This is a genomic window from Falsibacillus albus (assembly GCF_003668575.1).
GTDB lineage: Bacteria > Bacillota > Bacilli > Bacillales > DSM-25281 > Falsibacillus > Falsibacillus albus.
In genome coordinates this window covers 26,008-51,427 of the sequence record NZ_RCVZ01000002.1, presented here as the reverse complement: position 1 = coordinate 51,427, position 25,420 = coordinate 26,008, and the positions used below count along the sequence as shown (strand labels likewise).

The window sequence follows — 25,420 nt, the reverse complement described above, 5'->3', positions numbered from 1 at the left end:
ACTCTTTTTCCCATCTATATTCAATTGGCAATTTAAAAGCCTGTAATTAAGATTGTTTAGGTTGGCCAGAAAGTTGGGATTGAGCTTGTTGAACGAGACGCTTTGTAATTTCTCCTCCAACTGATCCATTTGATCTTGCTGCAGTATCAGATCCCAAATTCACGCCAAATTCTTGGGCGATCTCATATTTGATTTGATCTAAATATTGCTCCACTCCTGGTACGACAAGTTTATTCGTGCTGCGAGCCATGTTGATTTCTCCTTTCATTGTGTATTCCATTGCTGGTAATACTATTATGTGAAGACTTTTGGAGAATCATTAATGGTAAATGGTATCACAAATAGTACATTTGACTATTTTATTTGCTGTAAAGAAAAGCTAATAAGGAAAAAAGCTTTAAAAATAATATCCATTTCATTATGATAGAGACTAGAGTAAGCTTAGAAAGGATTTTAACATGCTTTATCCATTGCGAATAAAATTCAGGAAATTATCTCCTGCCCAGCTGATCGTGTCGTTTTATATTTTAGCTGTGACAGTTTCGACTATATTGTTAAGCCTGCCTTTTGCCCATAATCCCGCAGCCAAATGGTCGTTTCTAGATGCGATTTTTACGGCAGTCAGTGCTGTCAGCGTAACAGGGTTATCGACGGTTGATATATCACAAACCTTTAATACTGCCGGCATATTCATATTAATGTTCGTTCTTCAATTCGGTGGAATCGGAATCATGACCTTAGGAACTTTTATTTGGCTGGTTTTTCGAAAGAAAATTGGCCTTAAGGAAAGAAGACTGATCATGACCGACCAAAATCAGACAAGCCTCTCCGGCTTGGTCCGGCTATTAAGGCAAATATTGGTTATCATTCTAACTATTGAACTAATCGGTGCACTCGTGTTGGGCGTGTATTTCTTAAACTATTTCCCTGATTGGGAGGAAGCGTTCCTTCAAGGACTTTTTGCCTCTGTCAGTGCAACCACAAATGCAGGATTTGATATAACAGGCTCTTCATTGTTTATGTTTAAACATGATTACTTCGTCCAAATCATAAATATGCTATTGCTTATTCTAGGGGCGATTGGTTTCCCCGTTTTAATTGAAACAAAGGATTATTTGCTTTCCAGGAACTCAGGAAGGCGGACCCGGTTTTCTCTATATACAAAATTAACGACTTTCACGTTCTTTTCTTTGGTTATATTGGGGGCCATTGCCATATTTCTTTTGGATATGAATCATTTTTTCAAAGGGATGTCGTGGCATGAGCGGCTGTTTTACTCCTTGTTTCAATCGATCACGACAAGGAATGGCGGATTGGCAACAATGGATGTCAGTAAATTTTCAGACCCTACACTGCTGGTCTTATGTGCTTTGATGTTCATTGGAGCTTCCCCTAGCTCAGTTGGAGGGGGAATCCGTACAACCACTTTTGCCCTGAATATTTTGGCCTTATACCATTTTTCTAAAGGAAATAAAACAATTAAGGTTTTCAAAAGAGAGCTATTGGAAGATGATGTAGTGAAATCATTCATTGTTTCCACCATGGCTTTCTTAATATGTTTTTCTTCTGTCATCACTTTGATGATCACCGAGAAGGAGCCATTAATGCCGATTCTGTTTGAAGTCTGTTCTGCATTCGGAACTACAGGGTTATCGCTTGGCATAACCCCTGATCTCACCATTATCGGTAAATGCATCGTCATTTTGCTCATGTTTATTGGAAGAGTCGGGATTCTATCCTTTTTGTTCATGTTCGGAGGAAATGAAAAGCTGACAAGATACCGTCTCCCTAAAGAAAGGGTCATCATCGGCTAAGGATGTCATGGATAATGGATGTCGTATTGATGCATACTAAGGTCCTAATCGATTTAAGGAGAGATAAAAAATGGCCAAAAGAAAAGCACAATTCGATGCAGCAGCTAAAAATAATCAAACTCCTTATCAGAATAAAAAGGAAACTGAATTCTCGACTGAGTATGCAAATGGTGAAGACACAGCGAAATTTGCCAATCGCAACTCCAAGCAGGGCCAAAAGGGTAGAGGGTAATGAAAAAAGAAGATAAATCCCAGTCTTGCAGAGAAGAATTCGGGATGGAATTCGGGGACATAAATGCTGCTAAACATTTCGAGTTGGCATTTAACCGCGATTCCCGTAAAAAGAAAGATAAGAATGATAAATGTTAGTTTAATTATAGCATTCAATTCGATGCCGTTAGTCAAAGGATTGAATAATTGATTTCCACGGAAGGATGCTCGTCTTCCGATGGGCTGGCATTGATCCCTCCTCGATGGGTCTCACGGGGCTTAGGGGATCGAGGTCATAAGCCATTAGGCAATGACCCTACACTTTTCTTATTGCCCGGTTATCCCCTCGGAGTCGTGCTCCTTCCGTTTCAATCAACGACAATGATATGTATACATACTGTCAATGAAATAATATTCAGCGATATAACAATAATTGGAATAATAAATTATTGAGAGCTCTTTTAGACTGTAGGACAAATTGTCTACAGTCTTTTCTCAATTACTATAATAACTTCGCGATTTCCTCAGAAGTCCCTTTGTTCAACTGAAAGCTGAGCCAATTTGTTCCAACATCGAACGACCTCACTTCCTGTGGAGGCCCCGTAGAAAGGAACGGGTAAGTTATTTACAAACAATAATCTAACTGAAAACACATCCAAAAAATGACAAAGGAATCGAAGAAACTTTACTTGATCCCTTTGTCATCTTTATGAAAGCGGCTGTATGTCAGCTTATTTTTATTGTTACGAGCATCTTGAATTCATTTAACAACTTCTTTTTTCATGTTCACAAAAGGCACAAAGAACATGTGTGGTGATCCATCGGAAGGATCGAAGAACACGACCAACGCTGTCTTTTCATTGATAACTTTGTTTTCTGTAAAATATTGCTGTGCATCGAACGGCAATATTTCCAACATGGTATGCTTGAATAATTCTTTTTCTGATAGGTTGAGATTCATGAAACTTTCGCCGAGTATTTCAGGATTCTGCAAGATGTAATGATACAATGCACCCTTTTCCTGTTTGCTGAGCTGATGTGCCCACCATGGTTTTCTTGGCTTGTATTTTTGGTTGCGGATGTAATCGTACATCATCAGACTCTCAATCAATTCCATGTTTTCAATTTCTAATGACTCAAGGAAAAGCTTCAAGCGATTAAACAGGTCTTCGAGTTGATGTCCGATTCTTGACCAGCCTTTTTCATCCCAAAAAGTACCGAATTGTTGAAAGAAGTCAAATGGCGAGTCAAAAATATTTGAAACCAAATATTCGATCGTTTGATCCATTCTATGGTCATTCCAATATTTCTCCAATACATCTTCCACTTGCTTGATACGGACAATATCGTCGAAGCTCAATAAGTTATTCCCTAAAATTTCATATGGCGCATGATCCATATAAATATATTTATGATCATTAGCTCTTATCCTTAATCCAGTCCCCCTCAGCATTTTCAAAAAGCCCAGCTGCAATTCTTCCGGGCGCAGGGCGAAAACATCATTGAAAGTGTTTCGGAAGGAATGATAGTCTTCCTCGGGCAGACCTGCTATCAAGTCTAAATGCTGATCGATTTTTCCTCCTTCTTTCACCATTGTGACGGTGCGGGTGAGTTTTTGGAAGTTTTGCTTTCTCATTACTAATTCGTTTGTTTCATCATTAGTCGATTGAACGCCAATCTCGAAACGGAATAATCCTGCAGGTGCATTTTTGTTTAAAAAGTCGATGACTTCCGGGCGCATGATATCAGCTGTGATTTCGAACTGAAAAACTGTTCCTGGTAAATGCTCATCTATTAAGAACTGGAACATTTCCATGGCATAGCTTCTGCTGATATTAAAGGTACGGTCTACAAATTTGATGGTTTTTGCACCGTGTTTCATTAAATAGCGAATATCATCTTTAACTTTTTCTCTATCAAAGTATCGAACACCCACTTCAATGGATGATAAGCAAAATTGACAACGGAAAGGGCATCCCCTGCTCGTTTCAATATATACGACACGTTTGGATAGATGAGGAAGGTCCTCTTTAAAGCGAAACGGGGATGGAAGCTCCCTAAGGTCCAATTTGTTTCGCTGAGGATTGATGACAGGCTTTCCAACGTTCATGTACCCGATGCCGGGTACCTTGTCCCACTGATGATCTCCTTCAATTTCAACGAGTAGCTGTTTGAAGGTTTCTTCCCCTTCTCCCAAAACAATGAAGTCAGCCTCCGGTATTCTTTCCAGCCAGTATGGAACGTCATATGTGACTTCTGGGCCTCCAAGTACGATCTTCAATGTCGGCATGATCTTTTTCAGCATTTGTATAACTTTGATTGTTTCCTCGATGTTCCATATATAACAGCTGAATCCAATGACATCCGGTTTCTTAGTGAATAGATCTGAAACAATGTTCAATGAAGGATCTTTTATTGTATATTCGCTTATTTCCGCCTCGTATTCCGGCAACGCAAATGACTTTAGGCATCTTAAGGCTAAATTGGTGTGAATGTACTTCGCATTCAACGTGCTTAAAACTATTTTCATTTCTCTTTTAAAACCTCTTTTCAATCTATATACTTACTTATTTTATCCGAGCTTTGGAAAAACCTCAATGCATGGGAGATATTACTGAAAAATTGAATTGTTTAGCAGGATTTTTATCGTTTCCTCCGAATTTTAATAAGAAAAGCGGAGCCGGCTTGACCAGAGGCGAAGAGATTGGACCGAGCCGTGTGAGATAAAGGAATCACGGAGAGCGAAGCGATCCGATGATGACTTATCGTAGACGCGGGGAGGGAAATCTCACAGCCTGTAGCCGGAGGAGCTGGACAAAAGAAAAAACAGCCGATAGGACTGTTTTTTCAAGGTTGTTGGTTCCCTAATATTCTTTTTACTTGATTAAGTCTAAGCTTGACACGCTCTTTGAATTTTTTCCACTTGGATGATCTTATTTCAATCAAAGGCTGAGTAAAAGAAGTGATTGCTTTGCTAGATAATAGAACTGAAAGGGTCAGGGAAACAATCGCCAAGGTAATATATGTGCTTAAATCATATGTGTAATGATTGGGTACATCGCTTGCCCTGAAAATCTTGATGAAGAAACCATGCAATAAATAAACATAAAGTGTGTTCCTTCCCCACTTCGTAAAGAAATAATTTTTTGTTGGGACGAACGAAAAGAAACAAAATACCATGACGATGTTCAATATATAGATCCCAGACCGTACAAAAGGACTATAAGCGATTTTCGCTCCCATCTCATCGTAAGGCTTTGAGCCAAGCAGCCATTTTTCATTCCAATCAGGAAACAAAAAGATGCCGATAAATGTCGCTAATAGAACGATGGTTGTGATGACCCTTGCTTTGGGTGTCGTGAAAGAACGGAACGTATCACGGTCCAACACATAACCCAATAAAAACAATGGGAAGAACACAAATGTTCTTGAAAGGCTCAAGTAGTTGGAAATCCAATCGACGTAACCTACCAGCAAACCGATTGCGAATGCGATGGCAAGGGCCGGAATGGGACGCATCTTTGCAAATAGGAGCAAAAGCATGTTCCAGCAGAAAAGACTCAACAAGAACCATAGTGCCCATTGAGGATTCAATGGATCGACAGCAAATGTGGACTTATCATAAAGGTAATAATAAAAAATCGTATAGATGAGCTGAAAGATCAGATAAGGAAGAATCAATTTTTTGGCCAATTTTCCAACGTATCCTTTTTTATAGAAGCCTTTCGCAAAAAAACCGGAAACTAAAATAAATGCGGGCATGTGAAAGGTATAAATAAATTTGTATACCACTTCAATGAAGGCGTTTTGTGACACGTAAGGCTGGAGCAGATGCCCAAAAACCACAAAAAAGATTAAAATGAACTTTGCGTTATCAAAATAATGATCTCGTTTTTCCATATTGTCACCAACTGTTCTGATTAAGCTAATAAACTTTGATTGATAATTTTATACCCATTCTTTGCTTTCGTAAAACGTTTGTCGATGCACAGCCGATCGCCAAACTAATAAAAATTATGAACGTCATAGCTTTTAATGAAGGAGGAACTTCCGTGTCAAACCTAAAGAACACAAGCGAGCCCTCAGCCGATCGGTTATCGGCGAATAATTGGATAGGCCATGATGGCTTGAATGACGACAAGAACAATCTTTTTGAGTCGGTTGCCAATTCCATGATAAATGCCGTGATTGTTACAGATTTTTCTGGGAAAATCATCTTCATTAATGAAATTGCCGCCAGTCTTTTTCAAGAACGTCATAATGCTATTATCTCTAAATCCATTCAATTTTATTTTCGGGACATTCCTGACCTTATCAAAAAATTTCATGATGAGCAATTGGAGAATTGTGGAGTGATTAACGATGAAGTCCTGATGACTCTTTCCGATGGCAGAAACCTTCATATTCGGATGAATGTCCAGCGGGATGAATTGAAAGAATGGAACATCTATCAACTATGGGATTTAACAAAACAGAAGGAGATCGAGAGGGAAGATCAAAGGAATCAACAAATGCTTTATAATATTTTTTCACAGGCTGCAGACAGCATCATTATTTTTCGGGATGATGGGAAAATCGTCAATGTCAATCCGGTATTTTGCAGAAAGGTCAACATTGAGAGGGAAAATATTTTAGGGAAAAAAATATTTTCTTTTATTCCAAAAGGCTTCTATCACAAAATTTTCAAAGTCAATAAGTTTATAGAAATGAATAAAAAAGTCATGGGGGAAATCCCGATTATCCATCAAGATGGGCTTTCTGTTATGGAATTCAGCATCAGTCCGAATATATTTCAAAATATGCATATGGCGATTTTAAGGGATATCACAGAAAAAAGGCAGATGGAAATAAAATTAAGAAGAAGTGAGGAACAATTTGAGGACCTATTTGAGGAAACGATCGATGCCATCGTTCTCTGGGACCATGAAGGAAGAATCATAAAAGCGAATAAGGCTGCACTCAGTATTTTCGAATGCACCATAGAAGAATTGCTTCAATCGAAATTATGGGATTTTCTCTATGAAAAGGATCGTAAATATTATCATATTTCAGCTGAATTTAAAGAAAAAGGGGCAATCCGGGATGAATTATTATTCCTCATGCCCAATGGACAAAAGAAGCACTTGGAATTCACTTCAAGGATGCATTCGATCGATGGCTATAACATTACAATCTTACGAAATGTTAGTGAAAGATATCAAATGGAAAAAGAGTTAAGGGATAGTGAAATGAGGTTCAGGAAAGTATTTGAAGGTACATTGGATGGAATGCTGCTTTGGGATCAAAATTATCTCCTTATTGATATGAATCCAGTGGCAGAAACAATCCTGAATTGCGGGCAGGAGAAGTATATCGGCATGGATATCAGGAATCTGATTGAAGATAAAGTTGATACGATGAATGAATTCAGGACCCATATGAGGGACATAAAAAAGCACGGTCAAGCAAGTCAAGTGATTTCTTATAAATACGAAGAAAATAAAGTGAAACATCTGGAGATTTCCACCAAAAGCAATCTTGTCTCCAATCTCAATTTAACGGTCATCAGGGATATGACCGAAAAGCTCGAAATGGAGGAACAACTAAGGAAGTCAGATACACTTACGGTGGTCGGGGAACTTGCCGCAGGGATAGCCCATGAAATCCGAAATCCGATGACCGCATTAAAAGGATTCATACAGTTGTTGGAAAACAGTATGGTCGGTTCGCAATCACATTCTATGTATTTTAATGTGATATCTTCAGAACTGCAAAGAATCGAATCGATCATCACAGAGTTTCTCATTTTGGCAAAACCGCAGGCGATCCATTTCAATGAATATGATGTGTGCCGAATCATGAAGGATACCATAGAGTTATTGAATGCTCAGGCATTAATGCATGGTGTAGAATTTAATATCTACTATGAGAAGGACTTGCCGTCCATCTATTGTGAACCTAATCAATTGAAACAAGTGTTTATAAATATTATTAAAAACGCGATCGAGGTCATGCCAAAAGGGGGAAACATTACAGTCAAAATCGTCGATCAACAGGATGGGTATATTCATATCACCATTGAGGATGAAGGATCTGGCATCCCCTCCGACAAAATCAAAAAATTGGGTGAACCATTTTACACAACGAAGGACAGAGGCACTGGACTTGGTTTGATGGTAAGCTTTAAAATAATCAAGGAACATAAAGGGACAGTTGAAGTGGAAAGCGAAGTGGAAAAGGGGACCATCTTTCACATTAAACTGCCGAGTTCCAAGCATTGTTAAGGAGGTTGCAAAAATCGTTTATTATACAAGGCTCGAAAGTCCAATCGGTACACTCTATCTAAGTGGAGAAGATGGTTTTCTCACTTCCATCTTCTTGGACGAAAGTGATTTTCAACAACATGCGAAACAGGATTGGAAGGAAACATCGGATGAGGATATACTTCTTAACGCCAAGAAACAATTAAAAGAATATTTTAGAGGTGAGAGAATGACATTTGATCTTCCTCTCCAAATCAAAGGGACAGAGTTTCAAAAGAAAGTATGGGAGCAGCTTCAGGCAATTCCATATGGTAAAACATGCTCTTACCAGGATATTGCCTTGGCCATTGACAACATTAATGCCGTTCGGGCGATTGGCCAAGCGAACAAAGCGAATAAATTTCCGATCATCATCCCTTGCCATCGAGTAATCGGTAAGAATCGGGCACTAACTGGATATGCAGGAGATCAAGTGGATAAAAAAGAAAGGCTCCTATATTTGGAGAACGCGTTGTAAAATTCAATAGCGAAAAATTGATTTTTAATGATTACGAAAGGTTGTTTTTATTACATGTAAATCAGCCGTATCTAACCGATCATAATAAAAATTTCAAAAAACTCCTCCGACTGATGCGTAGGAGTTTTCTTATTGACAAATTAAACTAATTTTATTATCATCTAATTAGATGATAATAAAATTAGTTTTAATGGGGTGTTAGTTTGCAATTAAACCGGATTGTTGCCTTTCATAAAACAATGGGTGATCCTACCAGGGTGAGGATCATCACTCTTTTGGCTCAAAGTGGTCCGCTGCATGGACAGGCGCTGGCTGGGAAGCTCGGAGTGACTCCACCTACGATCTCCCATCACTTAAACAAATTGAAGGAGATAAATCTCGTTTTCCAGAGAAGAGATAAAAATACCATCTATTTTCATCTCAACCACAAGCTGTTGAAAGAGCATTCAGCTGCATTATTGGAATATGTCAAAGAGAAACATGAAGGAGGAGCCGAAATGGACAAATTGACGATTGAAAAGCAAAGTGTACTACGCAATTTTTTTACAAAGGATGGCAGGTTGAAATCAATTCCGGCGCAGCGCAAGAAAAAGTTATATGTATTTGAACACTTGGTAGAAGGGCTGGAAAAAGGACGGAAATACCCAGAAAAAGAAATCAATGAATATATTAAGAATTTTCATGATGATTTCGCCACGATTCGAAGAGAGTTCATCATCAACCATTATATGTATCGAGAAAATAATATTTATGAATTAAATCCAAAGGAAATGTGGGCAAAAATAGAATCATGATCACGTTTGAAAAAAACAAACAAGAATGGATGGAAATTGAGCTGGCCATCATGAATTCAAACCCTGCATACAATCTCCTGACACATGGACGTGAGCTCCTTTTTGAAAAGGATATAAAAGAAGAATACAAGGAAAGTGTTGAGTTGGAGACTGAACGCTATTTAGTAAAGGAAAACGACAGATGGATCGGAATCATCGACTTTTGTCCGCATAATCCAAAGGACGGAAAACCGTGGATCGGCTTGTTAGTTCTTCATTCCAGTATGCAAAAAAAAGGTAAAGGAAAAGAGGTGTATCACCTCTTTGAAGAGAAATTAATTAATAGGGGCTTCAAAGAAGCAAGACTGGGAATCATTGATGGAAACAGAGGTGCTCGACGCTTTTGGGAATCACTTGGCTTTCAGCAATATACCCAGAAAGAATGGAAAGGAAAAAAGATATACTGCTGTCAAAAGAAGATTTCTAATTGGAGTTGAACAGAAGAATCCCACTATACCAAAGAGGCAGGGACAAAAGTATTTTAGTCGAAGAAAGATCCGAACAATAATTCAAATTCTTTTATTAGAATTATTGTTCGGATCTTTTAATAGATTTTGTTAAAGCGCGGAAATCAAATGGGATGTAATAACAATCCTAAATATATGAGTAATCCTGATAATGATCGCCTTATAAGTGATGTGAATTAATTATGTTCAAACCTTATGCCTCGGGCTTCAATTTTAATATAGATTTACGGTAATCGGGATATACAATTCCCTTTTCGGTAATGATTGCTGTGATAAGGTTTGATGGTGTGACATCAAAAGCAGGATTAAATACTTTGGCGCTCTCGGTGGAAGTGAAGATTCCTTGAATCGATTTCAGCTCTTCTGGATTCCGTTCTTCGATAGGAATATCACTTCCAGAATCGATTGAAAAATCGAATGTTGATGTCGGTGCCGCCACATAAAAAGGAATTTGAAATGCTTTTGCAAGCAAAGCAAGTCCGAATGTACCTATTTTATTGGCAGTATCACCATTGAGGGCAATACGATCAGCACCGACGATGATTGCCTTTATCCCTTTTTCCTGTATCGTATAAGCAGCCATGCTATCCGAAATCAACGTAACATCGACGCCTGACTTCTCCAGTTCCCACACAGTCAGGCGCGAGCCTTGCAGAAGCGGTCTTGTTTCACATGCATAAACCGTGAATTGCTTGCCTCTTTCCATAGCTAAATGAAAGGGGGCAAGGGCAGTCCCATATTTTGCAGTTGCGATGGAACCGGCGTTGCAAATGGTCATGACAGGTTCTTCAGCATGTAATAAGGTCAGTGAATACTCCCCAATCTGCCTGCACATTTCTTCATCCTCGGTATGTATGCGAATCGCTTCATGAAGGAGTTCGGTTTTGGCTTCATTCACACTTTTCGACTTTTGCGCGGCCCGGTTTAAACGGGTCAATGCCCAATTTAAATTGACTGCAGTTGGTCGGGAGGAAGATAAATAACCAGTATCCTTTTCTAGTAGTGCAATAAATTCAGTAATGTCTTCCGTTTCATAATGGGCGGCTGCCATTGCCAGGCCATATGCACCAGCTATCCCGATTGCCGGTGCTCCCCTGACTTTCAAGGATTGGATCGCTTCATGCACATCATGAAGTGTGCGCAATTCCATATATTCTTCAGTCTGTGGGAGCACCTGCTGGTTCAAAATCTTGATATGATCGTTATTCCACTCTACCGATACTGGTATATGGAAAGAAGTGTTCAAAGTCATGAAAAAGACTCCTTTTCTCTAGTTCGCTTCAACAAGCTAAAATTGAAATGTCCTTAAATAATCGATAAAACCAGAAATTTCCTGGAAATCCGCTCGGTGGACAATCATCTCCCTGCCTAATGATAGACTGTTCCGTTTAGCCTGCAATCGTTTATCGAATGAGGGGATGCCATCTAGATCTTGTACGTGTGCAAGCCCGATCGTCCTCCTGATGAGTTCACATCCCGCAAAGCCGATTGCGTCCTGGAGGCATTTCTTTAATACATAATCCAAATATCCTTCCACACGGGTATATTTTTCATGGCTTTCTGACAGCCAAAGGTCCGAATATATCGTTTGAAAGCTGTTCCAAGTGTTTGAGATATGGTCTAAGATGATCTTCTCTTTTCCAGTATCGGATATGATTTGAAATAGAAGGTTGGCAAAGAATTGTCCTATATCAAATCCGATGGGGCCAAAGAAAGCAAATTCGGGATCGATGACCTTTGTTTCTTCATTGCTGCTGAAAATGCTTCCTGTATGAAGGTCCCCATGGATCAAAGCTTCTCCTTCAGTCAAAAAACTTTTTTTGAGTTTGGCTGCTTCCAGCTTCAACACCAGGTCATTCCAGAGCTTTTGGACATCATCCGTCAATTCTTCTTCAAATTCATTCGTTTCACTATTAAAAAATGGATCTGTAAACACAAGATCTTCAGTAATTTTACATAGTTCAGGATTGTAAAATTTCTTAGCAAGTGCTTTCTTTGCCGGAGGAGTTAAATAATAATCTGAAGTGTAAAATAGGGATTTAGCTAAAAATTCCCCGATATGACCTGAAAGTAATGGATATGATTCGCCCTCTATCAGTCCGGACCTGGTGATTTTTAAATGAGAGAGATCTTCCATGATTGTGACAGCCAGGTCATTGTTCGTATAATGAACCTTGGGGACAAGATTCGGCGTGTGCTGGTGATAAATCTTTAAGGCATCCGCTTCGATCTGTGCACGCTGCAATGTAAGCGGCCAGCTTTCTCCGACAACTTTTGCGTATGGGAGTGCTTGCTTAATGATCACGCTTTTATTATTGAGTCTGTCGGCTATGCGGAAGACAAGATTCAAGTTTCCATCACCGATTTCCTCGCATTCCAATAAAATTTCCTTCTCAAAAAGTCCTAAATCCTTTACAAGCACGACCGCTGAATCTTCATTCAGCGGTTCATAAATTTTTTCTTTTGCCAATGCCATTTGAGCAACCTCCAAAGTTTAGAGGCTTCATCAAATAAATGAAAAAGCCTCTTTCGATTTTATGAAAGAGGCTTGAAGATTAATGCTTCGCACCTCTTATCTGCCAGAAAGTACACCTTTCTGTTGGAATTAGCACCGTGCCTTATGAGGAAATACCTCAGGCGAAATTATACGCCCCGTTTCACAACGGTATTACGGTCGGTTGCTGGGCTTCATAGGGCCAAATCCCTCAGCCTGCTCTTGATAAGAGTTATTCATTTTGTTTAAAGCTGATCAATTCAATCTCGCTTGATGCAAATCATAACAAGAAGAAATTACCTGTGTCAAGAAAAAGTTTGAATATTAATAAAAGTCCGATAAGCGATCGTCGAATACAGGAATCTGCTTTCTGACTTTTTTCACGAGATCCATATCGATTTCCCCTACGATCAATCCCTCCCCTTCAGATCCTTCGGCAATGATTTCCCCCCAAGGGTCTATTATCAAGGAATGGCCGGCAAATGTATTCTTAGGGTCGTCACCACTTCGATTACAGGCTACGACATAGCATTGATTTTCAATCGCTCTTGCCACCAAGAGGGTTTTCCAATGATTCAGACGGGGCAACGGCCACTCCGCTACTACAAAAATGGCTTCAGCCCCTTGCAGGACATGTTTGCGCAGCCACTCAGGGAATCGTATATCATAGCAAATAAAACTAGCGAATGTATGTCCATTCAGATTGAACAATGCATGGTCCCTGCCGGAGGATAAGAAATGATGTTCATCCATCAGTTTAAATAAATGCAATTTACTATATTCCTTAACAACTTGACCATTTTTATCCACTGCGAAAAGTGAATTATAAAATTTCGAGTCCTTTATCTGAGCGGTTGAACCGCCGATAATATCCACGTTGAATTTCTTCGCGCATTTCTTCAAAAAACCTTTTAGCTGCTCACCATTTGGATCACCAATTTCGTTTAATCTCGGCAAGTCATAGCCCGTAGTCCAAAGTTCTGGCAGGACTATGAGTCTGCATTGGGAACGGGCAGCTTCTTCAATCCATCGGAAGGCGTTTTCAAAATTTCTTTCAGGCTGGCCGAATGCAATATCCATTTGAATGCAGGCGACTTTGATCTTCATAAATTTTTCTCCTTTATGAATAATTAGAAAATTTGTACTTTACAACTTGCTTTTTCCGTTATATCATTTGTGACTAGATTTTTAAAGTGGAAAGATGAATAAATTTAAAATAATGATAGAGGGTGAAGGAATGAAACATTTTGAATCATCCAATTTGATAGCTTCATTGCCAAAGCAGTTCTTTGCTTCATTGGTTGAAAAAGTAGGGAAAGTGGTTGAGGAAGGACATGATGTCATTAATTTGGGGCAAGGGAATCCAGATCAGCCAACTCCGGTGCACATTGTTAAAAAATTGCAGGAAGCTGCACAAAACCCTGGCCACCACAAATATTCTCCATTTAGGGGGAATCTTTTTTTGAAAGAAGCTGCAGCACAATTTTATAAAAGAGAGTATGGGGTCGAATTGGATCCCGAAAAGGAAGTGGCTGTATTATTCGGAGGGAAAGCCGGTCTTGTGGAATTGCCGCTTTGCCTGTTGAATCCAGGGGAGACTGCCCTGGTTCCTGATCCCGGATATCCCGATTACTGGTCCGGGGTAGCGATGGCAAATGCCAGAATGGCTGTGATGGAGCTAAAAGAGGAAAATGATTTTTTGCCAGATTATAATGGACTGCCAGCTGATATCGTTGAAAAAGCTAAACTGATGTTTCTGAATTATCCTAACAACCCGACGGGAGCAACAGCCAATGAAGAGTTTTTCGAAGAAACGGTATCCTTTGCCAAGAAAAATGAGATATGCGTCGTGCATGATTTTGCATACGGTTCAATTGGTTTTGAGGGTAAGAAGCCGATCAGTTTTTTACAAACCAGTGGGTCAAAAGATATTGGAATCGAAATTTTCACCTTATCCAAAACGTATAATATGGCTGGGTGGAGAGTTGGGTTCGCTGTGGGGAATGCTAGTGTCGTAGAGTCGATCAATCTCATTCAGGACCATTTATATGTCAGTCTGTTCGGGGCAGTCCAAGAAGCTGCTGCATGTGCGCTTTTGGAATCGCAGGAATGTGTGCATGAGTTGGTTGCGATGTATGAGGCCAGGAGGGACGCATTCATCAAAGGACTCCGTGGAATTGGCTGGGAAGTGTCCGCGCCAAAAGGTTCGTTCTTTGCATGGCTGAAAGTCCCTGACGGCTACACTTCTGAAGAATTTTCAGACTTGCTGCTGAATGAGGCAAAGGTAGTGGTAGCCCCCGGAATTGGCTTTGGAAAATTTGGGGAAGGATTTGTCAGGGCAGGTTTGCTGACAAGTGAGGAAAGGCTTCTAGAAGCAGTTGAAAGAATAAAAAATATCCATGTTTTTTCAAAAAACGATTGACATGAGAATTTTTCCCTGTCATAATCCTAATTAATTTGATTGGCAATTATAAATAATCTGATAGTTGGAATTTCTTATCAAGAGCAGGTGGAGGGACGAGCCCGTTGAAGCCCGGCAACCGACTTAAAGCTTTAACTTTAAGCACGGTGCTAATTCTTGCAGCAGCAGCTGGGAGATAAGAAGGAGTTGTACATTTAACCTCTTCTTATTGAAGGGGTTTTTTTATTGTGAAAGGATGATGAAAATGAGTGAAGTCATCGCGACTTATTCCGTTTTAGGCAAACCTGGATCGTTTGAGAAAAAAGCTGAAGGGATCGCACTTGGTTTAACGGTTGGAACCTGGACTGATCTGCCGCAGCTGGATCAAAGGCAGCTGGCAAAATATAAAGGACGTGTAATCTCTGTCGAAGAAAAGGGATATGCAGGAAATAAAGTGAATGCTCTTATTAAGATTGCATACCCCGCCTTGAACTTTTCAGCTGATTTGCCTGCAATCCTGACGACTGTATTTGGCAAGCTGTCATTGGACGGAGAAATTAAATTGATTGATTTAGAGCTATCAAAAGAGCTGCGAAAACTTTTTCCAGGACCCCGATTCGGTATACAAGGTATCCGGGAAAAGCTAGATGTTTATGATCGTCCATTAGTGATGAGCATTTTCAAAGGTGTCATCGGCAGGGATATGGATTTTTTGCTGGAACAGTTGAAGGCACAGGCAGAAGGTGGAATCGATTTAGTAAAGGATGATGAAATATTATTCGAAAATCCGCTTACACCGTTCACTAGCAGAATTGTTGAAGGAAGGAAAATACTCTCTAAGGTCTATGAAGAGACAGGACACCAAACCCTGTATGCTGTGAATCTGACAGGAAGGACGTCCGAATTGAGGGAAAAAGCAAAGAGAGCACGTGAACTTGGTGCTGATGCTTTATTATTTAACGTTTTCACCTATGGCTTGGATGTATTGCAGGAGCTGAGGGAGGAAAGTGAAATTTCGCTGCCGCTCATGGCCCACCCGGCATACAGCGGGGCTTTCACCAGCTCGGATGTGTATGGATTATCGCATGGTCTCCTGCTCGGTAAATTATTGAGGGTTGCCGGAGCAGATTTTTCCCTCTTTCCATCCCCATATGGAAGTGTCGCATTAGAAAAAGGAGCGGCCCTGGAGATCAAACAGGCTTTGACTGAAGAAAATGAATTCAAGACAACGTTCCCGGTTCCTTCAGCAGGTATCCACCCCGGTCTCGTGCCGGTGCTTTTCAATGATTTTGGGACGGACTCAATCATTAATGCTGGAGGAGGGGTCCATGGACATCCAAAAGGAGCAAGCGGAGGAGGCAAAGCATTCAGGCAGGCAATCGAAACCGTTTTGGCAGGTAAGTCACTTTCGGAAGGGGCAGATGCCCACGGTGAATTAAGGTCCGCACTTGAACTGTGGGGATCCCTTGAGGTAAAAAGCTGATGGGAAGAGCCGTTGTAATTTGTGATTTTGATGGGACTGTGACCGAGACGGATAATATCATCTCCATCATGAAAAAATTTGCGCCGAAAGAGTGGGAACGTCTAAAGGATTTGGTTCTGTCCCAGAAGCTGTCAATACAAGAAGGGGTCGGGAGCATGTTCTCCCTTCTTCCATCACATTTAAGGGAGGATATCGTTGGATTTTTAAAACAGACTGTTGTTATTCGAAAAGGATTCCCGGAATTTACTGAATACTGCAGGAGCAATGATATTCCGCTTTATATCGTCAGTGGCGGGTTGGACTTTTTTGTTGAACCTTTGCTTAAGGGATATGTACGCCAAGCAGAAATCTATTGCAATAAAGCGGACTTCAAGGGAAATGCCATCAAAATCAATTGGCCACATTCCTGTGATCAATATTGTGATAAGGACTGTGGGTGCTGCAAGCCCAGCATCATTCGAAAACTTGTCGAGCATGATGATAAGGTCGTAGTCATCGGTGATTCCATTACCGATTTAGAAGCTGCGAAAATAGCTGATATTGTGTTTGCAAGGGGTTTTCTTGCAGAAAAATGTTCTTCGTTAGGCATTCCGTATCATGAATTCAATACTTTTACCGAATGTCTGGAGCTCCTTTCAGAACTTAAGGAGGTGGAAGTATGAGCCTTGTAGTTGATCGCTGGAATGAGCTTGCCGAGATTAAGGACGAATTGGCAGACAGGGACTGGTTTATGGGCACAAGCGGTAATTTATCGATTAAAGTCAAAGATCATCCATTGGAATTCCTTGTGACTGCCAGCGGGAAGGATAAGCGGAAGAGGACAAATTCAGATTTTCTCCTAGTAGACCACGAAGGACATCCAGTCGAGAAAGAAGAATCAAAACCATCTGCTGAGACGCTCCTTCACTGTGAAGTTTACAATCGAGTATCCGCTGGATGCAGCCTGCACGTCCATACCGTAGCAAATAATGTCGTCTCTGAGATTTGGGGAAATCATCATGAGGTTGTGTTCAAAGGGCAGGAACTAATCAAGGCTTTCGATCTTTGGGAAGAAGATGCAGTCCTGCGGATACCGATCATACCGAATCATCCGCACATACCAGACCTGGCGGAAGCATTTGGAGAGCATATATATTCAGACAGGGGAGCAGTTCTCATCAGGAACCATGGGATTACAGTCTGGGGAAGAAACGGATTTGAAGCTAAAAAGCTTTTGGAGGCTTGTGAATTTTTATTTCAATATCAACTTTCTTTGATGCACGCAAAGAATTCGCTGCTAAATTCAACAAATATATAATATTGGGAGGAATAATGATGACCGTCATTAAAATTCAAGGGACCAATGAAGTTATTGATAATCAGGAGGAAGTCATTCAATTTTTACAGGATCAGGATGTCATTTATGAACAGTGGAATATTGAAAAGCTGCCAGTGAATCTTCATGAAAAATTTGATCTGAGCAGCGAGGAGAAGGATGAAATCTTGAATGCCTTTGATGATGAAATCAAAGATATTTCCGAGAGAAGGGGCTATAAGGCTCAAGATGTCATTTCATTGTCGGATTTAACGCCGAACTTAGATCAATTACTGCAAAACTTCAATCGTGAGCACCATCATACGGATGATGAGGTGCGCTTCATCGTCAGCGGGCACGGTGTATTTGTCATTCAAGGCAAAGATGGAGTGTTCTTTGAAGTCCACTTGAACCCTGGAGACCTTATTTCTGTCCCTGAAAACATCCGCCACTATTTTACGCTGTCTGAGGACAAAAAAGTTGTCGCTGTCCGAATCTTTGTCACCCAGGAAGGCTGGGTGCCCATTTATAAAAAAGAAGAGTCAGAAATAAAAGCATAGCCTGCTTCAGACACATTGATAGGTGGAAAACCAAATAGATTGAAAATGGAGTAAGAACTTGCATCGGTTCCTGCTCTATTTTTTATGTGCAGCCTCTGTTGAAAATGATTGTTGATTTTAGCTTTTTTCAGCTGTTGATTGGAGTGCAAGTCGTAGACCAAGGAGGGAAAAGTGGAGTCGAGGAGACCCTGGAGGCGCTAGGCGGTAAACGCCAGACCCGCCTTTGGAAAGTGAAGACTTGCGCGGAAATCAACAGCGGTGTATATAACCACTCCTATGCTTAAAAGCTATTTCCAAAAGCCTTTCTAGCAATGCTGATAAACATACTACTGCGCGTCGATCGTATTGTCTCGGGTTTTCTTCCATTCCAGGAATCGGGCCAGGTCAGGATCGATTTGAGAAAGCAGCACACCAAGAACGGCTGCGTCATCTACGAGCCCGAAGCCCGCAATGAAATCCGGCACCAGGTCGATTGGAGATACAAAATAAACAATTCCGACGACCATCGTAATCAATGTTCTATAGGGGACATCTTTGTACTGTCCGGTCAGCCAATACTTGAGAAGCTGGAAAGTAGTCTGTAATTTATGCCAAATACTAGTTAAAGTCAATTTATTTCCGATGGCTTTTTTTTCGGCTTTTGAAAGGAGTTGGAACGTTTTATCCTTATCTTTTAAATATTCTTTTGCCTCTGGTTTAAAGAATTTATAAGCCAATTTTCCTAACATCCACTTTTTCATTCTACCACCACCTCTTCAATAATTTTCCCTGGGAGTCGGAAAATAAACAACAAAAAAAAGCTGAAATTGTCGAACTTTGAGGCTTTTGTACCGTGAATTCAAGTTATTTTGCAAAAAGATTGTCTAATATTGCGAATCTATTTACTTTTCTATTCAGAGTTGCGATAATTCACAAGTAGTCAAAATCTCGTATTCCGAAATATACTTTGGTGGAGGTAGATTCAAAAGTGTCGATGATCAAAGGAAATTATGATTTTTATCTAGTAGAAATCCAAAGAAAAAGGGAAGAAATGATTCATCTAGGCCTTCATTTGGGATTGAACAATAAGCAAACGATTGCATGCAGCCAGGAATTGGATGCCCTTTTGAATGAGTATGAGCGTTGTTTACAATCTTCCATTGAAAAGCCCAGTTTTCCCATGAAAAAAAGCATGTGCTTAACTTTGGACCGCAGATCGTCAATGTCCATTTTTTTAAATAAAAAAACCAAGCTTAGCCCCCAAAAGTAAAACAATAATCGAGACCGGCAACCATATGTCATAGCTGCACTAATGCCAACAACTTCGTTCAGTCTCAACAGTCTGCGTTTTCATTTATATGGAAATTTGCTTCCTGGAATTTTTCTTCATCAGATTTTTCTCCATTTATAGCTAAAGGCAACAAAATAGAAACTTTGGTTCCTTTCCCAAAGCGGCTGTCCAAATCGATGCTCCCTTGGAATGATTGTATGATTCTCTTGCATACGACCAATCCCAGACCGGTGCCGTGATCTTTTGAAGTGTAGAATGGATCGAAAATTTTATTCATATTCGATGGACGGATTCCACTGCCAGTATCTTCTATAGTCAAACAGCAAGTTCGATTTTGAATAAAGATCTTGATCGTCAAGGACCCTCTATTTTTCATGGATTCAAGTGCATTTTTGGTCAGGTTTAATATGACCTGCTTCATTTGGTCGATGGAACATTGAACCTCGATAGGCGATACTTCCATTTCATAATGGTAATCGATATTATGCAGATTTGCTTCTGAACGGATGATAGGATTCAGATCCAGAAGGATGTCCCTCATATCCACTATTTCTATTTTTTGCAGAGATGGCTTTCCAAGGATCAAAAATTCGCTGACAATTTGATTGATTCGCTCGATTTCATTTTGAATGACCATAAAATAATAGTCATCACGGGGATCTGTGTGCTTTTCAGCGAGCAACTGAATCAACCCTTTGATCCCTGTAAGCGGATTTCTGATTTCATGAGCCGTGCTGGCTGCCAGTGTGCCGACCAATTCAAGCTTTTGTGCATCATTTTGCTGCTTTTCAAGTTTCAAGATTTTTTTCTTTCTTCCAATTGAATATATGAAATAAACCAAATTGAAAATAATGATTGAAAGTATGAAAAAGCAAATTACATAATAGTTGGCCAATACGGTCTGCCTAGCATCTTTATTGACTTGGATATACCAAGAGGCGTGTTCAAGCGGCTTGGAGAACCACTGGTTTGACAGCTTCGATTGGCCATCCTTCAATTCCAATATGATTTCGCCGCTGGAATTCATGACGTTTATATTCTGATGTGGAGTGAGCATCTTCATGATGTTTTTTAAATAATCGGTCCTTATTTGTCCAATGAGCATTCCCGCCATTTTTCCCTTTTTAAATATGGGCGTTGCAATGGAAACAACCGATAAGTGATCATTTATTAATTCTGTATGATCGGAAATAATCGTTTCCCCGGTTAAAAAGGCCGATAGAAAATAATCTTCCTTTTGAACGTTATAGAATTCCAACGATCCGTTGGAGCCCGCAATTATTTTTCCATCCATGCTGGCATAATATAATCCCCCATATCTTGGGTCCTTGCCAGCTATTTTTTTGAGCGTATCGGTTAAGTTCTCCTTCTCATTCAATTGATCTCCCATTGCAAGCGATAGTGTCTCCAAACTGATGACCGTTTGATTCAACAGTTGATCCATCTGATTTTGATGCAAAGAAGCCACCCGTTGGACTTCGTGAAGGTCTTCATGGTTTTTTTTATGATAAATGATTTGTGCGAAAAAATATGTAGAAAAAAGCGCAGGGATCAGGACGATCAATATATAGATAAGGACATTTCTTTTCATTGCAGCCATAAAGCGATAACGTCCTCCAAAAATCAATTATTATTTCTTTCTTCGTCAATTATACCAAACTTTGCAGGGTAGATATGGCAAACCAGCAGAAACTTTCCCTTTTCTGGAGGTGAATGGCCGCTATTAATCGAAACCTATTAATAGCACATTAGTTAGGAGGAAGAAAATGAAGGAGTATGGTTCTTTAGAAAAAGTCATCGTTTTGGCTACAAGTGATTTACATGGACACATCCTTCCGATGACATACGGCGCAAATGAATCAGCGGATATTGGACTGGCCAAAATTGCTGCTAAAATAAGAAAAATCCAATCCGAAGAAGGGAATATCCTTCTTATTGACAACGGTGACATGATTCAAGGAACTCCATTGACCTACCACTATGTAAAATATCTAAAATATAAACCAAACCCATTGATCAAAGTGTTAAATCATTTACAATATGATGCAGGGATAATTGGCAATCATGAATTTAATTATGGGATGTCCATTTTAAATCAGGTTGTCAGCCAATCTAATTTTCCATGGCTGTCAGCAAATATTGTGCATCACTCAACAAAAGAAACCTATTTTGGAATCCCCTATATAACCAAGACTTTCAAAAATGGGATAAAAGCGGCGGTTTTGGGATTGACGACACATTTCACCCCAAATTGGGAAAATCCCGTACATATACAAAATCTATATTTTGAAGATGCCTGCTTGACCGCCAAGAGATGGGTGCCCTATATTCATGAGACTGAACAACCTGACTTAATGATTGTCGCTTATCATGGAGGTTTTGAACGTGATATTTCTACGGGAAAAGCAACTGAAAAAGAGACGGGAGAAAATCAAGCATATCAAATCTGTCAGGAAGTAGACGGCATCGACATTCTCCTGACAGGACACCAACATAGAAAGCTTGAAGGAGAGGTGAATGGCGTGGCTGTCCTTCAGCCGGGATCTAAAGGGGAATGTCTTGGAAAAGTGACAATCGAAATGCAAAAAGTCGATTCAGGCTGGAAAATACTAAAAAAAGTTCCAGAGCTTCTCATGGCAGATGATGCGTCGGATAAGGAAGTTGTGAACCTTGTCCATTTTTACGAGAAAAAAACCCAAACATGGCTTGATGAACCGATCGGAGAAATAGAAGGAGACATGCAGATCCATGACCCATTTGAAGTTAGGAAAGCTGAACATCCGGTGGTTGAGTTGATTAATCGGGTTCAAATGGAAGCATCATCCACGTTGATTTCAAGTACGGCATTGTTCCATAATGGCTCTCCAGGCTTTAAGCAAAAGGTAACGATGAGAGATATCATTTCGAATTATATTTATCCGAATACTTTGGTGGTTTTGCAGCTGCTTGGCAGTGATATAAAAGCAGCATTGGAACGATCCGCTTCCTACTTCATAGTAGATGCTGATGGGAAAATAGCTGTGAATCCCCGATTTGCCATCCCTAAACCACAGCACTATAATTACGACATGTGGGAAGGGATTGAATACGTCATAAATGTTGCTAAACCGTTGGGCAGTCGAATAGAAAGGCTGTTATTCAATGGTGAACCTCTATCGATGATGATGGAATATGAAGTGGTCATGAATAATTATCGTGCAGGAGGGGGAGGGGGCTATGAAATGTTTAAAGGAAAAGAGGTTATCAAAGAAGTCCAAAAAGATATGACAGAACTCTTGGCTGATTATTTCTATAGACATCCTGTCGTAAAAGCAGGGGTCAACCACAATTGGAAAGTGGTGAATCGACCATAGCACATTGACAGTAATGCGAAAATTCATCTATACTTATTTTGAATTTGAGATATTTTGAAAAGAGGATCTGATCGAATGACGAATGAAACGAACAGCCGGCAATCATTAAAGCTCTTTATTGTATTGTCCCGGGCTTATAAAGCCATCAATGAAAATGTTGGGCATTTCATTTCTGAAAATGGATTGAATCCAACAGAATTTGCAGTGCTGGAACTCTTATATCATAAAGGAGACCAACCGCTGCAGCAAATTGGCGGGAAGATTCTGCTGGCGAGCGGAAGCATTACATACGTCGTGGATAAATTGGAAAAGAAGGATTATTTGCAAAGGGTTGCGTGTCCAAACGACCGTCGTGTAACCTACGCCCAAATTACCGGTAAAGGGAGGGAATTTATCGAGAGTATTTTCCCGGAGCATGAGCAAAGAATTGATGAACTACTTTCCGTACTGTCTGAAAAGGAAAAAAACGAGGCCATTCACTTGCTGAAAAAATTAGGCAGGTCAATAAAGGATTTTTAAAATAATCCAAAAAAAACTCTTTGAAGTATAATCGCCCCTACTTCAAAGAGTTTTTTTAATTTTAGGAAGGTGAAAAGAAACACATTGTAGAAAGTAGTAATGCTGCTGATAACGCTTTACATAGTGGATGATTGAATGCAGCAATCGAAATAGCAAAGAAAAGTAAAGGGGAGTCGTACATGAAATTTGAGGAGTATATATACAAAAGGCCAGATTTGGAAGAGATAGAAGCCGCTTTTGAAAAAAATCTGGAGAATTTTTCTGATGCGGGAAGTGTGGAAGAACAAAGCAAAGCGATGGGGGAAATCAATAAAATCCGCAATGATGTAGGTACAATGTTCAATTTATGCTACATACGCCATACGATCAACACGAATGATGAATTTTATCAAAACGAACAGGACTATATGGATGAATTAGCCCCCAAAATGGAAGGATTGACCGCACGATACTATCAAGCTCTCAAAGATTCAAAATATCGAAAGGAACTGGAAGCTAAATGGGGGGATCAATTGTTTGCCCTTGCCGACGCACAATTGAAAACATTTTCTCCTGAAATCATCCCACTTCTACAAAAGGAAAATAAACTTTCATCGGAATACACAAAATTGATGGCATCGGCAAAAATTGACTTTGAAGGTGAAGAAAGAACTTTGGCCCAGCTTGAACCATTTTCACAGTCAACGGATCGTTCAATGAGGAAAAAGGCAACGGAAGCAAAATTTAATTTCCTGGAAGAGAATGAAGAAAAGCTGGATGGAATCTATGATCGACTTGTGAAGGTCAGACATGATATCGCCCAGGCACTGGGGTATGAAAATTTTGTAGAGCTCGGATATTATCGGATGGCAAGAACGGACTATGATGCCGGTATGGTGAAAACATTCAGGGATCAGGTAAAAGAGCATATCGTCCCGTTAGCATCCGAATTAAGAAAGAGACAGCAAGATCGCATTGGCGTCGATGAATTCAAGTTTTATGATGAAAGCTTTCAGTTCCTCTCAGGGAATGCTGTGCCGAAAGGAGAGGCGGAATGGATCATTGAAAATGGCAAGGAGATGTACGAGGAACTGTCACCTGAAACGAACGAATTTTTCCATTATATGATTGATAATGACCTGATGGATCTTGTGGCTAAAAAGGGTAAAGCAGGCGGAGGTTATTGCACATTCATCGAAAATTATCAATCACCTTATATTTTTTCAAATTTCAATGGTACTTCTGGGGATATCGATGTCTTGACTCACGAGGCAGGGCATGCATTTCAAGTATACTCAAGCAGGCAAATTGAAATCCCTGAATATATATGGCCTACCTATGAAGCATGTGAAATTCATTCAATGAGCATGGAGTTTTTTACATATCCTTGGATGGACAAGTTTTTTAAGGAGGATACAGAAAAGTACAAGTTTTCTCATTTGAGCCAGGCCCTGCTTTTCTTGCCATATGGAGTAGCAGTGGATGAGTTCCAGCATTTTGTCTATGAGAACCCTGGAGTTTCGTCAAAAGAGAGAAAAGAGGCATGGAGAAGGCTGGAGAAAAAATATTTGCCTCATCGCGATTATGACGGAAATGAATTCTTGGAAAAAGGTGGATTCTGGCAGCGGCAAAGCCATATTTTCAATTCTCCTTTCTATTATATTGATTATACACTTGCACAGATTTGTGCGTTTCAATTTTGGAAGAAGTCCATCGAAAACCGAAATGAAGCATGGAATGATTATGTACACCTGTGTAAACTTGGCGGAAGTCAATCCTTCACTGGTCTTGTAAGGCAAGCCAACCTGAATTCACCTTTTGAAGAAGGCTGCGTGGAGAAAGTCATCGGTACCATCAAAGATTATTTAAACGGAGTGGATGACCAAACATTATAGGGTAATGCTCTTTTCGTAAAGTTTGTTGCTATTCATTAAAGGTTGTGTAAGGTTGATTTCCGCAGAAGGATGCTCGCTTTCCGAGGGGC

The 25,420-nt window shown here is 40.0% G+C and carries 24 protein-coding genes and 2 riboswitches; of the genes, 16 read left to right on the top strand and 8 right to left on the bottom strand.

The features are described from left to right. Positions 1-46: 46 nt before the first annotated feature. Entirely contained in the window at positions 47-250 is a 204-nt protein-coding gene (locus tag D9X91_RS02880) for an alpha/beta-type small acid-soluble spore protein (protein WP_121679065.1), read from the bottom strand. A gap of 208 nt (positions 251-458) precedes the next feature. Here D9X91_RS02880 and D9X91_RS02875 point away from each other — a divergent pair, with 208 nt between their 5' ends. Next, a complete protein-coding gene (locus tag D9X91_RS02875; protein ID WP_121679064.1) occupies positions 459-1,814 on the top strand; it encodes a TrkH family potassium uptake protein in 1,356 nt (451 codons plus the stop codon). Positions 1,815-1,884: 70 nt separating this feature from the next. After that, a complete protein-coding gene (locus D9X91_RS22690) occupies positions 1,885-2,046 on the top strand; it encodes a hypothetical protein (RefSeq protein ID WP_199738068.1) in 162 nt (53 codons plus the stop codon). A 738-nt stretch (positions 2,047-2,784) separates the two neighbouring features. Here D9X91_RS22690 and D9X91_RS02870 read toward each other — a convergent pair. Both D9X91_RS02870 and D9X91_RS02865 read right to left on the bottom strand, forming a co-directional pair. Beyond that, complete coding sequence (locus tag D9X91_RS02870) at positions 2,785-4,554, bottom strand: B12-binding domain-containing radical SAM protein (protein WP_121679063.1); 1,770 nt, start codon at positions 4,552-4,554, stop codon at positions 2,785-2,787. Between the two features lie 317 nt (positions 4,555-4,871). Then, positions 4,872-5,924, bottom strand: coding sequence for an acyltransferase family protein (locus D9X91_RS02865; RefSeq protein ID WP_121679062.1), 1,053 nt, complete (start codon positions 5,922-5,924; stop codon positions 4,872-4,874). Positions 5,925-6,076: 152 nt separating this feature from the next. Between D9X91_RS02865 and D9X91_RS02860 the strand changes: the two genes are divergently transcribed. The 4 genes from D9X91_RS02860 to D9X91_RS02845 all read left to right on the top strand — a co-directional run bounded on the left by D9X91_RS02860 (position 6,077) and on the right by D9X91_RS02845 (position 10,053). Next, positions 6,077-8,287 (top strand): PAS domain S-box protein, encoded by a 2,211-nt coding sequence (locus D9X91_RS02860; protein WP_158598220.1) that lies wholly within the window; start codon positions 6,077-6,079, stop codon positions 8,285-8,287. Positions 8,288-8,300: 13 nt separating this feature from the next. After that, complete coding sequence (locus D9X91_RS02855; protein ID WP_121679470.1) at positions 8,301-8,783, top strand: methylated-DNA--[protein]-cysteine S-methyltransferase; 483 nt, start codon at positions 8,301-8,303, stop codon at positions 8,781-8,783. Positions 8,784-8,986: 203 nt separating this feature from the next. Continuing rightward, positions 8,987-9,577, top strand: coding sequence for a DUF2087 domain-containing protein (locus tag D9X91_RS02850; RefSeq protein WP_121679061.1), 591 nt, complete (start codon positions 8,987-8,989; stop codon positions 9,575-9,577). Beyond that, positions 9,574-10,053 (top strand): GNAT family N-acetyltransferase, encoded by a 480-nt coding sequence (locus D9X91_RS02845; RefSeq protein ID WP_121679060.1) that lies wholly within the window; start codon positions 9,574-9,576, stop codon positions 10,051-10,053. Before D9X91_RS02850 ends, D9X91_RS02845 begins: the two co-directional genes overlap by 4 nt. A 223-nt stretch (positions 10,054-10,276) precedes the next feature. Here D9X91_RS02845 and mtnA read toward each other — a convergent pair whose 3' ends face one another. From mtnA to D9X91_RS02830, 3 genes are all read right to left on the bottom strand, one after another. Beyond that, complete coding sequence (gene mtnA / locus D9X91_RS02840) at positions 10,277-11,329, bottom strand: S-methyl-5-thioribose-1-phosphate isomerase (protein WP_121679469.1); 1,053 nt, start codon at positions 11,327-11,329, stop codon at positions 10,277-10,279. Positions 11,330-11,371: 42 nt separating this feature from the next. Next, positions 11,372-12,559 (bottom strand): S-methyl-5-thioribose kinase, encoded by a 1,188-nt coding sequence (gene mtnK, locus D9X91_RS02835; RefSeq protein WP_121679059.1) that lies wholly within the window; start codon positions 12,557-12,559, stop codon positions 11,372-11,374. A gap of 93 nt (positions 12,560-12,652) precedes the next feature. Then, positions 12,653-12,809: riboswitch (SAM riboswitch) on the bottom strand. 92 nt (positions 12,810-12,901) lie between these two features. Then, positions 12,902-13,684, bottom strand: a complete 783-nt coding sequence (locus D9X91_RS02830) for a carbon-nitrogen family hydrolase (protein WP_121679058.1) — start codon at positions 13,682-13,684, stop codon at positions 12,902-12,904. Positions 13,685-13,814: 130 nt separating this feature from the next. On the opposite strand from D9X91_RS02830, the gene D9X91_RS02825 reads away from it, so the two are divergent. From D9X91_RS02825 to D9X91_RS02800, 6 genes are all read left to right on the top strand, one after another. Continuing rightward, a complete protein-coding gene (locus D9X91_RS02825) occupies positions 13,815-14,999 on the top strand; it encodes a pyridoxal phosphate-dependent aminotransferase (RefSeq protein WP_121679057.1) in 1,185 nt (394 codons plus the stop codon). Between the two features lie 71 nt (positions 15,000-15,070). Next, a riboswitch (SAM riboswitch) is annotated at positions 15,071-15,181 on the top strand. Positions 15,182-15,243: 62 nt separating this feature from the next. Next, positions 15,244-16,461: a 2,3-diketo-5-methylthiopentyl-1-phosphate enolase gene (locus D9X91_RS02820; RefSeq protein WP_121679056.1), complete on the top strand. Its 1,218-nt coding sequence runs from the start codon at positions 15,244-15,246 to the stop codon at positions 16,459-16,461. Then, positions 16,461-17,123: a 2-hydroxy-3-keto-5-methylthiopentenyl-1-phosphate phosphatase gene (locus D9X91_RS02815; protein WP_121679055.1), complete on the top strand. Its 663-nt coding sequence runs from the start codon at positions 16,461-16,463 to the stop codon at positions 17,121-17,123. The genes D9X91_RS02820 and D9X91_RS02815 overlap by 1 nt, the downstream gene beginning before the upstream one ends. Then, the gene (locus D9X91_RS02810; protein WP_121679054.1) at positions 17,120-17,758 is read left to right on the top strand and encodes a methylthioribulose 1-phosphate dehydratase; all 639 of its coding nucleotides are present in this window, start codon (positions 17,120-17,122) and stop codon (positions 17,756-17,758) included. Before D9X91_RS02815 ends, D9X91_RS02810 begins: the two co-directional genes overlap by 4 nt. Before the next feature lie 17 nt (positions 17,759-17,775). Further along, positions 17,776-18,315 carry a 1,2-dihydroxy-3-keto-5-methylthiopentene dioxygenase gene (locus D9X91_RS02805; protein WP_121679053.1) on the top strand — a complete coding sequence of 180 codons (540 nt, stop codon included), beginning with the start codon at positions 17,776-17,778 and terminating at the stop codon, positions 18,313-18,315. 98 nt (positions 18,316-18,413) lie between these two features. After that, the gene (locus tag D9X91_RS02800; RefSeq protein WP_148709040.1) at positions 18,414-18,599 is read left to right on the top strand and encodes a hypothetical protein; all 186 of its coding nucleotides are present in this window, start codon (positions 18,414-18,416) and stop codon (positions 18,597-18,599) included. Positions 18,600-18,641: 42 nt separating this feature from the next. On the opposite strand, the gene D9X91_RS02795 is transcribed toward D9X91_RS02800, so the two are convergent. Further along, positions 18,642-19,055 carry a YkvA family protein gene (locus tag D9X91_RS02795; protein ID WP_121679051.1) on the bottom strand — a complete coding sequence of 138 codons (414 nt, stop codon included), beginning with the start codon at positions 19,053-19,055 and terminating at the stop codon, positions 18,642-18,644. A 233-nt stretch (positions 19,056-19,288) separates the two neighbouring features. Here D9X91_RS02795 and D9X91_RS02790 point away from each other — a divergent pair, with 233 nt between their 5' ends. Then, positions 19,289-19,564, top strand: coding sequence for an aspartyl-phosphate phosphatase Spo0E family protein (locus D9X91_RS02790; RefSeq protein ID WP_121679468.1), 276 nt, complete (start codon positions 19,289-19,291; stop codon positions 19,562-19,564). Between the two features lie 64 nt (positions 19,565-19,628). Here the strand turns inward: D9X91_RS02790 and D9X91_RS02785 are convergent, their stop codons facing one another. Beyond that, entirely contained in the window at positions 19,629-21,185 is a 1,557-nt protein-coding gene (locus tag D9X91_RS02785) for a PAS domain-containing sensor histidine kinase (RefSeq protein ID WP_121679050.1), read from the bottom strand. A 166-nt stretch (positions 21,186-21,351) separates the two neighbouring features. Between D9X91_RS02785 and D9X91_RS02780 the strand changes: the two genes are divergently transcribed. The 3 genes from D9X91_RS02780 to D9X91_RS02770 all read left to right on the top strand — a co-directional run bounded on the left by D9X91_RS02780 (position 21,352) and on the right by D9X91_RS02770 (position 25,331). Beyond that, positions 21,352-22,938, top strand: coding sequence for a bifunctional metallophosphatase/5'-nucleotidase (locus D9X91_RS02780; protein WP_121679049.1), 1,587 nt, complete (start codon positions 21,352-21,354; stop codon positions 22,936-22,938). 75 nt (positions 22,939-23,013) lie between these two features. Continuing rightward, positions 23,014-23,457: a MarR family winged helix-turn-helix transcriptional regulator gene (locus D9X91_RS02775; RefSeq protein WP_121679048.1), complete on the top strand. Its 444-nt coding sequence runs from the start codon at positions 23,014-23,016 to the stop codon at positions 23,455-23,457. Between the two features lie 179 nt (positions 23,458-23,636). Beyond that, positions 23,637-25,331 (top strand): M3 family oligoendopeptidase, encoded by a 1,695-nt coding sequence (locus D9X91_RS02770; protein ID WP_121679047.1) that lies wholly within the window; start codon positions 23,637-23,639, stop codon positions 25,329-25,331. Positions 25,332-25,420 lie beyond the last annotated feature (89 nt).